Raw genomic sequence first — 14,039 nt, forward strand, 5'->3', positions numbered from 1 at the left:
TATTGTTAAATAACTTTAAATTTCAACATAAATGAGTAATATCAAATAAGACATAACAATTTTATTACATTAAATGCTAAAATTTATAACCTAAGATAAATATTAAGGAAGGTCGTATGAATAAAGATAAATTACTAGTCTCAGCAATGCAAGGATTAGCTTTGGACACCATCAACAAAGCAAAGGGAGGGCATTCTGGAATGGCACTTGGCGCAGCCGAAATAACAGAAACACTATTTACTAAACATTTAAACATAACTAACCTTAATCCTAAATGAGTAAATAGAGATAAATTTTTGCTATCTGCGGGTCATGGATCTGTGTCAATTTACACAATTATGCACTATATGGGTTTATTAACTCTTGATGATATGAAAAATTATAGAAATTTAAATTCGAAAACACCAGCTCACCCTGAGACTGATGCATTCGAATACGTTGATGCATCGACGGGTTCTCTAGGTCAAGGCATCGCAATGGGTGTTGGTATGGCGATTGCCAGAGATTTTCTTGCGAATAAGTTCAATAAACCTGATTTCAAACTGTTTGATCACTCAGTTTATGTTCTACATGGAGATGGATGCTTACAAGAAGGAATTGCTCACGAAGCTATTCAGTTAGCAGGTACATTACAATTAGACAAATTCGTTTTAATTCACGATTTCAATAAAATTCAGCTTGATTCAGAAGTAAAAATGGTTAATAATACAGATTTAATGAAATATTTTGAAGCTATGAATTTTAATGTATTTAGAATTGACTCAAGCACCGAAAATATTGACAAAATATTTAATGAAATCAAACAAATAAATGGTCCAACATATATTCAAATTCATACCAAAATCGCCCAACACACTCCAAATGAAGGCACCGTTAAGGGACACTCGGGTGTATTTGACGAGCAAACAACAATTGAAATTAAAAACAAATTAAAACTTGATTTTACTGAACCATTCAAGTACGATATTTCAAATTACGAATATGCTCAGTCGTTTTGAAAAAACAAAAATTTAAGATACGGAAATTGAAACAAACTAGTAGAAAACTATAATACTAAATATCCTGAATTATCTATTGAATTAGACAAATTACTGAAAAACAAAATTCAGTATGATTTTAGCAAAATAAATTACACAAAAGCTAATTTATCAACGCGTGAATATACAAAACAAATTTTGAACTTTATTGAACAAAATTATTGAAGTTATATTGGTGGCTCTGCTGATTTAACTTCTTCAACAAATGTGGGATTCCAGAAAGACTTCACACTTGGCGGACATAATTTAAGATACGGAATACGCGAACACGCTATGACTGCTATAAATAACGGTATAAATTTAACGACAAACCTTAAAACATTTGCTTCTACTTTTCTAGCTTTTAGTGATTACGCAAAAGGGGCCTTAAGAATGGCTTCGTTAATGAAATTACCAGCTATAAATATTTACTCTCACGATTCTTACGCGATAGGTTCTGACGGCCCTTCTCACCAACCAATTGAGCAAATAACAATGTTGAGAGCAATACCAAATATGAAAGTATTAAGACCATGTGATGAAAACGAAATAACTTGAGCTTTTAATTATGCCATGAACCAAAATGACCATCAAATAAGCATCATAACATCTCGTCAAAATTTAGAATCATTTAGCAGTGATATTAATACATTGAACACAACTAATTGTGTGAGATTAATCAATACACTCAAAGGTCGTTCAACACACTTTTTAACATTGCTTGCTTCTGGGTCTGAAGTAATGCTAGCAAACAAAGCTGCCAAGAAATTAAATAGTGATTTAGGCATAAATGTCAGAATTTTTTCAGTGCCGTTTCTTCAAGAACTGACTGAAAAAAGAGAAATAATTCAGAAATTAAGTATTGATAAGTATCCAATATTAGCAATTGAAGCATCAAATGATTGCACGTGATATAAATTTGCCCAATATACTGAATTAGATGTTGTTTTAGCCAGTAATTTTGGAGCATCAGCAGATGCAAAAACAGTATATGAAATGAATGGTTTTAACATTCAAAATATCGTTTCTCGTGCATTAAAACTTCTTAAAATTAGCTAACTAGCTTTTTTATTTTTTAAATCAAAAAAACAAACCCAAAAAATGGACCAAAAAATATTATTATTTAGTATAATGATAAATATTATTTATAAATTCAGCGCGAAGCGCGAAAGGACTATATGAAAAGATTTTTCGGAAACCTTGGTTATAACATTTCCAAACTTTGATATCGACTGTCTCATTGGTGAAAAAACTTTTGAGAAAATAAAGATGTAACAAAAAAACTTTTATTCACACTAAGTTTTTTAGCTATTTATGTCATTATGACTACAATTGGAGCACCATTTGTAAAAATTAAAACACAGGATGTTCTAAATCAAGATACGTTTTTTAATACATTAAACCTAATCGGTGGTGGAGGGCTAAAAAACTTTTCATTAGTTGCACTTGGTATTAGTCCATTCATTAACGCTTCTTTGATTATGTCGCTGTTGCAAACACGCTTATTCCCTTCCATCCAAAAATTAAGTCAGTCAGGTCCTCAAGGTCGTAGGAAGTTAAATGTTATTACAAGAATTTTAACTTTATTTATAGCCTTTCCACAAGCAATATTGCTATCGAAATCATTAGGTTCGGGAGACAATCCATTTATTGAAATCATTCCTGCATATGGTTCAAGCTCATTAAACGTTACAACGTACTTCATTGTGCCCATGATCTTAATCGGCGGTTCATTATTTTCATTATTTATAGCCGAACAGATTACAGACAAAGGTATTGGTAATGGTACTTCATTGATAATTTTTACAGGTATGGCTTTCGCATTACCTAACCAATTTAAACAAGCTGTTAACTACTTTGTTGGCACCGGTTCTTCATCATCATTATTTGTTGGAGCACTAAACTTTTTAGGATATTTATTTATATTTGCTTTAACTTTATTTGTTGTTGGATTAATTTACAACTCAGAACGCCATATTCCAATTCAACAAACAGGTGCTGGACGTTCGCGCAATGTCAAAGAAATGGGAAAATTACCAATCAAATTGAATCCTGGTGGTATTATGCCAATCATTTTCTCCACAATGGTAATTTCCTTCCCAATTATGATTGCTCGTATTTTGCCGACAGGAAATGCCGGTAAAGCATGAATAGAAGAATACTTAAAATTTACATCTCCACTGGGACTATCATTATTGGTTGTAATCACCTTTTTCTTTAGTTATTTAATGGGTATACAACAATCAAAAATTGACAAAATCAGTGAAGATTTTGCTAAAAATTCAACTTTTATACCTGGCATACAACCGGGTGAAGAAACCGAAGATTACTTATTTTCGACGGTTTTAAGACTTTCAACGTTTAGTGCATTCTATTTGGTTTTATTGGCTTCATTCCAATATCTTCAAATACTCTTAATTAATTGACCTCCAATTATTTCATTTGGCGGAACAAGTGTTATGATTTTAGTGTCTGTGGCACTTGAAACTATTGGACAATTTAAAGCTAGATTAAAAACAACACATCTTGCAAAACAAAAACAATTATCACGTAAAATCAGTGATCAAATAGCCTACGAAAATACTTATGGCGAACACGGTCCTGATAAAAAATCTAAAAATATTAAAGCAAACGGAGATGGATTATTATGATAGACGTCAAAAACGCAAAATTAAACATGGTCTTTATGGGGCCTCCTGGTGTGGGGAAAGGAACAGTTGCTTCTGTAATTGCAAAACAATACGGATTTATTCACTTATCAACTGGTAGCATATTTCGTGAAGAAATTGCAAAGAAAAGTGAACTAGGTTTAAAAGTATCTGAGATTGTAAAATCAGGTAAATACGTTCCAGATGAAATAACGAATGAAATCGTTAAAAATAAATTAACTCAACTACAAAAAGAAAACAAAATAGTTATTCTAGATGGTTACCCTAGAACTTTACACCAAGGACAATTTTTAGATACCATCAAAGGTTTCGAATATGTTGTTATTTCACTATACGCGCCTGAAGAATTAATTCTAAAAAGATTGTCAGGACGTAGATTTTGTCCTACATGCAACGCAGGTTATCACATTGAGTATATGCCATCAAAACTTGGCGATAGATGTGAAAAATGTCAAAGTTTATTAATTACACGTTCTGACGATGCAATTGATGCAATTAAAGTTAGACAAAAAGTCTATCATGACGAAACAAAACCACTACTAGATTTTTACCAAACCAGTGGAAAAATGATTGATTTCGACGCATCCGGAAATGCTGATGATATAGCAAATAACATTGTAAAAAGACTTCAAAAATAGGTCTTTTTTTATTATCAGTGCCTTTAATCCAACCGATAAAATAAGTGAAGAGATGAAATTATATAAGATAAAAATAAAATATTTAATACTAAATATATATATTTATGTTAAGATTTAAAAAGTTATTTGTTAATAACTAATTAAGGAAGGGCAACATGATATTAATCAAAACGCAAAAGCAAATTGAAGACATAACTAAATGTTGTCAAATCCTGGCTGAAGTCAAACAAGTTGTTTATGACGCCATAAGACCAGGGGTCTCATTAAAAGAACTGGATTCAATCGCTTTTAATGAAACAATAAAACGAGGTGCCAGACCCGCCTTCCTAGGGTTGTATGGTTTTCCCAATACAATGTGCATCTCAGTAAACGAAGAATTGATCCACGGCATTCCGAGCGACTATGTGTTAAAAGAAGGAGATTTAATCTCTTGCGACATGGGTTGCACCTATAACGGAATGAACAGTGATAGTGCTTTCACAAAAGGCGTGGGCAAAATCACTCCTACTGACCAAAAATTAATTAAAGTAGCTAAATTAGCTTTCCAAGCAGGTGTCGACGCTATTAAGCCAGGCGCCAGAGTCGGAGATATTAGTTACGCTATTGGTCAAGTAATTAAAAAAAACAAACTTTATACCCCATCGGATTATTGCGGTCATGGCATCGGTCAAGATGTTCATGAAGACCCTAACGTCCACAATGACGGAAAACCAGGGACAGGTCCTAAATTAGTTGACGGAATGGTCATTTGTATCGAACCAATGATCATGCAAAAAAATGCTCGTATAAAAACCAAGAGTGATGGATGAACCGTTGTTAGCGCTAGCGGTTTAAACAACGCACACTATGAGCACACAGTGCTAATTAAGGATGGCAAGGGTGTTATATTGACGAAAGGAATTTAAATGGCAAAAGATGCTATTAAATTTAAAGCCGTTGTAAAGCAAGCCTTCTCTACCGACGAGTATGAGGTTGAACTTGAAAACGGTTTAGTAATTAAAGCTCATATTTCAGGAAAGATGCGCGTTAACCATATTCGTATCTTGCCTGGCGATTCAGTAGACGTAGAAATCAGCCCATATAACTTAAACTTGGGCAGAATTATCTACCGTCACAGATAAGGAGACAAAATGAAAGTTAGAGCTAGTGTTAAAAAAATGTGTAAGGATTGTCGTGTTATTAAACGTAGAGGTATTATCAGAATAATCTGTGTCCTACCAAAACACAAACAAAGACAAGGATAGGAAATTAAATGGCTAGAATTTTAAACATTGAAATACCAAATAACAAACGTGTTGTTGTTTCATTAACATACATTTTTGGAATTGGTCCAACAAGAGCAAAAGAAATTTGTGCAAAAGCAAATATCGACGAAAACGTAAGAGTTAAAGATTTATCAGAAGAACAACTATCAGCAATTCGTGAAGTAGCAAGAGGATACCAAACTGAAGGTGATTTACACCGTGAAGTTTCATTAAACATTAAACGTTTAATGGAAATCAAATGCTACCGTGGAATGAGACACAGAAAAGGGCTTCCAGTTAGAGGGCAATCTACAAAAAGTAATGCTCGTACACGTAAAGGCCCTAGAAAAACTGTTGCTGGTAAGAAGAAATAATAGGAGATTATAATGGCTACAAAAACTACTAAAAAAACTAAAAAAAGATTAGTTGTTAGCGGTGTTGCACACATCCATTCAACTAACCAAAACACAATTGTTACTTTTGCTGATGAGCAAGGTAACGTAGTTGCATGATCTTCTTCTGGTGCAATCGGCTACAAAGGTTCTAAGAAAAAGACACCTTATGCTGCTGGTTTAGCAGCTCAAGCTGCTACAGAATTAGCTAAAGAACGTGGCATAAAAACTGTTAGAGTTGAATTAAAAGGTTTAGGAGCTGGTAAAGATGCTGCTCGTAAACAAATTGAAGTATCAGGAATAACTGTCACAGAAATCAAGGATGTTACACCTGTACCACACAACGGTACAAGACCTCCTAAACGTGTTCTTAAACGTGAAAAAATGAGATAGAAATAATATCAAGAAGGAGTAAATATGGAAAAAATGGCAAAATTAGACTACACACAAGTCGAAACCATCAATTCAAACGCAAAAGAAGTTAACACAACAACTTTTGCAATTCAACCACTTGAAAGAGGTTTTGGTCAAACTGTTGCAGTTGCTTTAAGAAGAGTTCTGTTATCAAACATCACTTCATTAGCATTATGCGCAGTTAAGATCGAAGGTGTTGAACACGAATTTGAAGTTATGCAAGGCGTAGTTGAAGATGTTACTTCATTAATAATGAATTTACGTAAAGTTAAATTCCAATATGACCCAGATTTAGTAAGTGATGATGAAGTTATCAAAGTTGTATTAAATGCTGACAAACCAGGTTTAGTAACCTCAAGAAATCTTGAAGTTGTTAATTCAAATATTGAAATTACCTCAAAATCAGTTGACTTAGCTACAATTAGTGCCAAGGGAAGTCTACACTTAGAAATGTATCTACGTGCTGGACGTGGCTACACTTCAAGCGAAGAAAATAAAAAACTTATTTCATCTGTAAACTTTTTAAGTCAAATTCAATCAAATATCAAAAAAGGTATCTTAATTGCTACCGATTCAAACTTCAGTCCAATTGAAAACGTTAACTATAAAGTTAGTGAATTAAACTCAGCTTCAAACAATATTGAAGAAAGACTAGAATTTAATATAACAACCGATGGTACCGTTGGTGCTAAGGAAGCTTTAAAACAAGCTTGTGAAATCTTGGTTGCTCACTTTAGCGTTATTGGTAAGGTTGAAGATATGGTTATTGATTCTATTTTCAAAAAAGAAGAAGTTGAAAAAGAAGTTGAAAAAGAAGAAAATGATTTAGATATTTCTCAATTAAATCTTTCAGTTCGTTCACTAAACGCACTAAGAAAAATTGGAAAAACATCATTATCGCAAATTGCTGCTATGACATACGAAGAACTTGAAAATACTAAAAACTTGGGTAAAAAATCTCTTGAAGAAATTATTTCAAAACTACAAGAATTCGATTATGAATTAACTAAAGGAGAAGAATAATGGCTAATCCAAAACAAATTTACAGTCGTGATACTAAATGAAGAAAAGGCGTAATGCGTACTCTAGTGAGTGAATTATTCAAACACGGTCGTATTACAACAACTTTAACACGTGCTAAAGAATTGCGTCGTCACGCAGAAAAAATGATCACAAAAGCTAAAAACCCAACTCTTGCAAACCGTCGTGCTGTTGCTTCATTCCTACGCCCAACCTTAGTAGAAGGTAACAAAGACGTTCTAAAACACTTATTCGACACAATCGCACCTAAATACGCAGAAAGAAATGGTGGATACACACGTATTTACAAATTAGTTTCTCGTCAAGGTGACTCAGCCCCTATGGCAATTATTGAATTAGTCTAACATTCAAATAACTTTAATTACTAATCAACAAAAATGGCTTATGCCATTTTTGTTTTACCAAAATCATAGAAAAATCAATTAATACGTAAAAAAACATAATAATATTTATTCGTTTTTTAATTCATAATTTTATAAATAGTATCTATATTTAATTATTGAGATAAAATATATATACTATGGAGCAATCAAAAAAGATATTTACACTCGAATTACATTTTAAACCAAACAGATTAAAAGATAACTTTACAGATATTCCACTGATTGCATTAGATAAAAATTCTTCTAACGCTTTTTTAGTGTTAGATCAAGAATCAAGTTTACTGGGTAAGGGATTTGCAAGAATATTAATATCAAATAAAAACATTAAAACTTTAAAAATATATGAAAATCATTCAATACCTACAGAGGTCTGAAATAATAAAGAAATTTTAAATAATATTTCATTCTTTAATCTTGACTCATTGAGAATGGATACAAATTCTATCCCTATTGTTCATGAATATCAACGTATTAACGAAAACTATCAAATCACAAAATCTAGATTGGACTCACTTAGTTCAGTTATGAGTGTAAAAGAATATGAAATAAGAAATATTTTACTGAATACTATTAAAACCAAAATCAATATCATTGCGTCTGAGATTAGTAATTTTAAACGAGAACATGAATATCTATTAAAAGAAACAATGAATCAAATCAAAGAAAATAATATTTCAGAAGCATTATCAAGTTCTTATAAGCACAATGATATTTTTGAACACTTTATCGACCAAACTATCGGTAACTTTCTCGATGTTTATCGAGAAATTTACCATACTTGCAAAGAAGTAATCGATAAATATTACAGCAGTAGTGACTATTTAGGACGGGCTCATTTAGAGTCATTAATCAAAAGATTTGAGCTTCTAAGAAAAATGCATAAAACGTCAAGAGAAATGGTTAAAAGAACATTGTTTTTAAAAGATATAGAAAGTGAAATATCAATACTCAAAAAAACAAGATCAGAAGTATATAAAACTGCGCAAAAGAGAATAAAAAACATTATTTCCTGATACAAAAAAGCTATTAAATTGCAAAGAAATAAAGCATTATATTTTCAAAAAAACTCTTTACAATACCGATACCTTGCAAAACAAATAGCGGTTAAAAAATATATTATTAAAACATTAAACAATGATAGAAGAGGGATTAAATACTTAACCGAATCGAATTTTGATGAACTAAAAACTTATTTAGACTCTAGAATGTCTCTCTTCATTGCTAACAACTTATCCAATACTACTATAAGTCAACATAAATTTTCAATCAAAAAAATAAATGAAATAATCAAAAAGGAATTCTATTTAGATTTAAATCAATATGTTGAAACAAGCCTAAGTAATGAATCAATGTATCATGAAGAAATAAAATCACTCCAAAACAAAAAAAGACGAGTAAAACATAAAAAAATGAACGTCTTTGGTATCGAAAATTTTGATGAAGAAATTAATAATTTAAAGACTGAAATTGACTTAAGTTCAGCCAAAATAGAATGAAAAAAAGAAATTGATCGTAGTGAGTATAAAAACACAATTTTAAATAACACAATGTTAAATAATAACTGCAATCAAATATTTAAGACACACCAAAATCTTTTATACGTAAATATGCAATGAGCAATTAAATTTGACGAATACATTGAAAAGATGAACAAAAACAACAAATTTGAAACTGATGCATTGCACCAAATTAGAGAATCAACATACGATCTAAACGAGATTTATTCTTCTATCAATTTTATGTTTGATTACCTAGAATTATTACGCTATTTAATTTTTGATAAGTTTGATTTATCAGTTAAAAATATTAAACATATAGACTTATTCGCAAGATTAATAGAAATACTAAACTCAGTATCTTTTTCGACAGCAAGCTTAACTAAACCAATTACGAATATATCTCCAATTTCGAGATTAAAAATGGGTCTATTATCCGAACTCATGAATGGTGCAAAAACATTGTTTGTGGCTGATGATATCACAAACAATGAATATCGTTTAAAAAATGAATTTTTAAGAATAAATAAGGAATTTTGTATGAAATCAAACATTACCTATACATTTATTACAAATAATAAAGATTTAATTTTAGATAACGATTTCGAAAATCTTTTTGTCTTCTACGACAATAAATTGATTGAATACGGTAAAACCAAAGATTTATTCAAACAACCACTTCACCCCGTTTTTAGACGTTGATTAGATAATATTCCGTTTAAAGAGCAAAGTAGAGAAGATATAGAAAATTACGCTTTTAGTGATTTATTTGAATTCAGCAATGACCATTTTATTGTTGCTCCAAATTCAATAATTAAGCGATTATCAGCTGATGAATTACATCAAATTCAACCAATGATTGAAACCCAAGAACAAGAGTTAACAACTATTAACGATTTAGAATCATATACAGATTCAACTGACACAATGATTGTAAATTTGGACGTTACTGATTTAAATGAAATTGATATGGATACACAAAATATAACCAAGGAATTCATGATTTATAACGAAAATCTTGATACCTCATCAATTGAAATTAATTTAACAGAAAATGAAGATGCCTACTAATTAGCCAAAACGCAAACAATACTATAAAACGTGTAATTTGGAAAAATAACACAAAAAAACATGCAATTTTGATTCATTTTTGAAAACTAAATTTTAACTCAATATAAGGGCCAAAGCCCTTATTTTGGTATAATTATATATATTAATTATTAATTATCAATATTAACTATAAAGGTGGAATTATGAAATTAAATAAGATTTATGAGCCAAATAAATTTGAATCAAAAATTTCAAAAAAATGAAAACAAAAAGCTTTTTTTAGCAAACACGATTTAGCTAAAAGACCTTTTACTATAATTTTACCTCCGCCAAATGTCACAGGTAAATTGCACATTGGACACGCCTTAAATACAGCACTTCAAGACACCATAATCCGATATAAAAAACTAAAAGGTTATGATGTTTTTTATGTTGCAGGGATGGATCATGCTGGTATTGCTACTCAAAGTAAAGTTGAAAGTAATATTTACAAATTAACCGGAAAATCTAGACATGATTTTGGCCGTGAAGAATTTGTAAATAAAATTTGAGACTGAAAACACGAATACTCAGATTCGATTAGAAAACAATGAGAAACATTAGGGTTAGGTTTAGATTATAAGCGTGAGCGTTTTACTTTAGATAAAGAATCAAATAACGCTGTTAATAAAGCTTTTATAGATTTCTACAAAAGAGGTTTGATTTATCGTGGTACAAAAGCGATTAATTGAGACCCTAAATTAAAAACAGCTTTATCAAACATTGAGGTATTGCCTAAGGCTACCGAACAAAACATGTTATATATTAAATACCCAATTGCAAATTCAAACGAATTTTTAACTATCGCCACAGTAAGACCTGAAACTATGCTTTCTGATGTTGCAGTTATTTACAACCCAAATGATAAACGTTACAACAAATTAAAAAACATTGAAATAGTACACCCATTAACCAAAAAAATTATTCCATTCATTGCTGATGAATATACTGAAATTGAATTTGGCAGCGGATTGATGAAATTATCTGCGCATGCTGAAGTAGATATTGATATTATTAAAAAGCATAATTTAGATGTTATTGAAACGATTAATCAAGACGGTTTTATAAATGCTCCTGACTCAATTTTTCACGGTCTTGATCGTTTTGAAGCTCGTAAAAAGATAGAACAATATTTAATCGATAACAATCTAATTGTTAAAATTGAAAAAACGACTTCAAACGTCGGTTACTCAGAACGAAGCGGTGAACCTGTAGAAATATTGGTTATGCCACAATGATTTGTTAAAATGGAAGAATTGAATAAATTAATCTTGGAACATTTAAAAACAAGTGATTCTGTTAAATTTTTTCCAAAGCGTTTTAAAGATACATTAAAAACGTGAATGGAAAACGCTTATGATTGAACTATTTCACGCCAACTTTGGTGAGGACACCGTATTCCAGCATGATACAAAGGCGATGACATAAAAGTTCAAGAATCTTGCCCCGGTGATGACTGAGTACAAGATAGTGATGTTCTAGATACTTGATTCTCTTCTGGACTTGCACCATTTTCATTTCTTGGATGACCGCTTAAAAAATCGGAGGATATGTTAAATCGCTACTTCCCAACTTCCTTATTAGTTACCGGTTATGACATAATTTTCTTCTGAGTTGCTAGAATGTACTTTTTCTCTTTAGCATTCAAAAACAATAAACCATTCGAACACTTACTATTAACGGGTCTGGTTAGAGATGAACAAGGCCGGAAAATGTCTAAATCGTTAGGTAATGGTATTGACCCAATGGAAGTAGTTGAAGAATATGGGGCTGATGCCTTAAGATGATTCTTAACAACAAATACAACACCGGGATTGGATATTAGATATTCAACAGAGAAAATTAAATCTGCATGAGGATTATGTAACAAAATCTGAAATATTGCAAGATATATTCAAAACCTGCCGGAAGATAATAACAAAAAACCATCACAAGCAGACCGCTGAATTAATAACAAACTTGTTAAATTGAATAAAACAATTGATAAAGCTTTTGAAAAATACGAATTAACAATTATAGGATATGAACTTAACAAATTTATTTATAGCGATTTCTCTTCATGATATGTTGAAATGCTTAAAATTATGCCTAATAAAAAAGCAGCTCTTGCAAACTTTAAAAAATTGTTGATAATCCTTCACCCACTACTACCGTTTATAACTGATTATTTATATAAAACTCTTTATAATGAAGAAATTTTGGAATCTGAGCCTTTAAGTCTTAAACATTCAAAATCTAATATGGTTAATGAAGTAGATTTAATTATTAAAACAGTTTCAATTTTACGTAAATACAGAGAAGACAATGGAATTAGCAAAAAAGAAGCAATCAAATACGATATAAATTTTGTCAAAAATTCATTCATTATAGATTCTATATATAAACTTGCTAACGCTACAATCAAAGAGAATAAAGACACTGTTTTTGTTGATGGAGATTTAATTGTCAATATCGAAGAAAGCGAAGAAAGAAAACAAATATATATTAGTGAGCTTAAACAAAGAATACTCGTTTTAGAAAGCGAAATAAAACGAGCTAGCCAAATGTTGAACAATGATAATTTCGTAGCAAAAGCACCCGCCAATAAAATTCAAGAGGAAAGAGACAAACTTGCTAAATTCAACAAGGAAATTGAGAAATACAGAGAGGAATTAAAATGAAAATCTTAGACGGAAAAATCGTAGCAGAACAAAGGACTGCTGAATTAAAAAAAGAATTTGAACAAATAACCAAACAAATACAAAGAATGCCGATTTTGGCAATAATCCAAGTTGGTGAAAACCCATCATCCGATAAATATATTGAGAAAAAAATAGCTAAAGCTCAAGAGCTGGGCGTTGATGCTAGAGTTTATAGATTTCCTGATAAGATTAGATATAAATCATTATTAAAAAAACTTGATGACATAAACGATGTGGCAGATGGAGTTATAGTACAGCTTCCATTGCCTGAAACATTAAGCACTTACACGCAACCAATATTGGATGCTGTAAGATGAGAAAAAGATGTTGATGGTCTAAGCACTAGAAACACTTTTAACTTTTATAACAAAACAGACGATTTCAGTTTTACACCTGCCACTGCTCAAGCAATAATGTCGTTAATTGATTACTACAATATCGAAGTCTCAGATAAAAGAGTTGCTGTTATCGGTAGAAGTAATTTAGTCGGAAAACCAACAGCAGCATTATTTAAAAACAGAAATGCTACCGTTTCAACTCACAACCGTGAATCTGGAATTAAAGGAGTTGAGAACGCCGATATTTTAGTCGTTGCAACCGGAGTACCAAACTTGATTTGCAAAAAACATATTAAAGAGGGCGCTGTTGTAATTGATGTTGGTACTACTTGAATCGAAAAAGATAATAAAAGAGTTCTATGTGGAGATGTTAACCAAGAAGGTTTAGCCGAACATATTTCGGCGCTAGCGCCAACCCCGGGGGGCGTTGGACCATTGACAGTAATTTGTCTATTCCAAAACCTATTAAACGCCTTAAAAAATAATCACAACATTTAACAGTAGACTTGAAAATTTACTCGAATCGTTTAGATTCGAGTTTTTTGTAATGGTGCTAATCTTGTTTAAATTGTATTATATTGTTTCTACAACAAAATAAATCCTGTATACAAAACAGCATTAATGGTAATTATTCCACA

General features: G+C 31.2%; 13 protein-coding genes. All 13 read left to right on the forward strand.

The features are described from left to right. Nucleotides 1-116 precede the first annotated feature (116 nt). Nucleotides 117-2,075, forward strand: a complete 1,959-nt coding sequence (locus HLA87_RS00135) for a transketolase-like TK C-terminal-containing protein (RefSeq protein WP_171110739.1) — start codon at nucleotides 117-119, stop codon at nucleotides 2,073-2,075. A 119-nt stretch (nucleotides 2,076-2,194) separates the two neighbouring features. Continuing rightward, entirely contained in the window at nucleotides 2,195-3,670 is a 1,476-nt protein-coding gene (gene secY, locus HLA87_RS00140; protein WP_171110741.1) for a preprotein translocase subunit SecY, read from the forward strand. Next, the gene (locus HLA87_RS00145) at nucleotides 3,664-4,323 is read left to right on the forward strand and encodes an adenylate kinase family protein (RefSeq protein WP_237022747.1); all 660 of its coding nucleotides are present in this window, start codon (nucleotides 3,664-3,666) and stop codon (nucleotides 4,321-4,323) included. Before secY ends, HLA87_RS00145 begins: the two co-directional genes overlap by 7 nt. Before the next feature lie 155 nt (nucleotides 4,324-4,478). Further along, complete coding sequence (gene map, locus HLA87_RS00150) at nucleotides 4,479-5,228, forward strand: type I methionyl aminopeptidase (RefSeq protein WP_171110744.1); 750 nt, start codon at nucleotides 4,479-4,481, stop codon at nucleotides 5,226-5,228. Next, nucleotides 5,229-5,444, forward strand: coding sequence for a translation initiation factor IF-1 (gene infA / locus HLA87_RS00155; RefSeq protein WP_171110746.1), 216 nt, complete (start codon nucleotides 5,229-5,231; stop codon nucleotides 5,442-5,444). Between the two features lie 9 nt (nucleotides 5,445-5,453). Continuing rightward, nucleotides 5,454-5,567: a 50S ribosomal protein L36 gene (rpmJ, locus tag HLA87_RS00160; RefSeq protein WP_171110748.1), complete on the forward strand. Its 114-nt coding sequence runs from the start codon at nucleotides 5,454-5,456 to the stop codon at nucleotides 5,565-5,567. An 8-nt stretch (nucleotides 5,568-5,575) separates the two neighbouring features. Continuing rightward, entirely contained in the window at nucleotides 5,576-5,941 is a 366-nt protein-coding gene (gene rpsM / locus HLA87_RS00165; RefSeq protein WP_171110750.1) for a 30S ribosomal protein S13, read from the forward strand. A 12-nt stretch (nucleotides 5,942-5,953) separates the two neighbouring features. Then, on the forward strand, nucleotides 5,954-6,352 hold the full coding sequence (gene rpsK / locus HLA87_RS00170) for a 30S ribosomal protein S11 (RefSeq protein ID WP_171110752.1): 399 nt from the start codon (nucleotides 5,954-5,956) through the stop codon (nucleotides 6,350-6,352). Nucleotides 6,353-6,376: 24 nt separating this feature from the next. Further along, on the forward strand, nucleotides 6,377-7,396 hold the full coding sequence (locus tag HLA87_RS00175; protein ID WP_171110754.1) for a DNA-directed RNA polymerase subunit alpha: 1,020 nt from the start codon (nucleotides 6,377-6,379) through the stop codon (nucleotides 7,394-7,396). Beyond that, entirely contained in the window at nucleotides 7,396-7,758 is a 363-nt protein-coding gene (gene rplQ, locus HLA87_RS00180) for a 50S ribosomal protein L17 (RefSeq protein ID WP_171110756.1), read from the forward strand. The genes HLA87_RS00175 and rplQ overlap by 1 nt, the downstream gene beginning before the upstream one ends. 176 nt (nucleotides 7,759-7,934) lie before the next feature. Further along, nucleotides 7,935-10,364: an MAG1360 family OppF-related protein gene (locus tag HLA87_RS00185; protein ID WP_171110758.1), complete on the forward strand. Its 2,430-nt coding sequence runs from the start codon at nucleotides 7,935-7,937 to the stop codon at nucleotides 10,362-10,364. 182 nt (nucleotides 10,365-10,546) lie between these two features. Then, entirely contained in the window at nucleotides 10,547-13,051 is a 2,505-nt protein-coding gene (locus HLA87_RS00190) for a valine--tRNA ligase (protein WP_171110760.1), read from the forward strand. Beyond that, nucleotides 13,039-13,899, forward strand: a complete 861-nt coding sequence (locus HLA87_RS00195; protein ID WP_171110763.1) for a bifunctional 5,10-methylenetetrahydrofolate dehydrogenase/5,10-methenyltetrahydrofolate cyclohydrolase — start codon at nucleotides 13,039-13,041, stop codon at nucleotides 13,897-13,899. The genes HLA87_RS00190 and HLA87_RS00195 overlap by 13 nt, the downstream gene beginning before the upstream one ends. Nucleotides 13,900-14,039 lie beyond the last annotated feature (140 nt).

The sequence above is a fragment of the Mycoplasma miroungigenitalium genome (assembly GCF_013008635.1).
Taxonomy (GTDB): domain Bacteria; phylum Bacillota_I; class Bacilli_A; order Mycoplasmatales; family Metamycoplasmataceae; genus Mycoplasmopsis; species Mycoplasmopsis miroungigenitalium.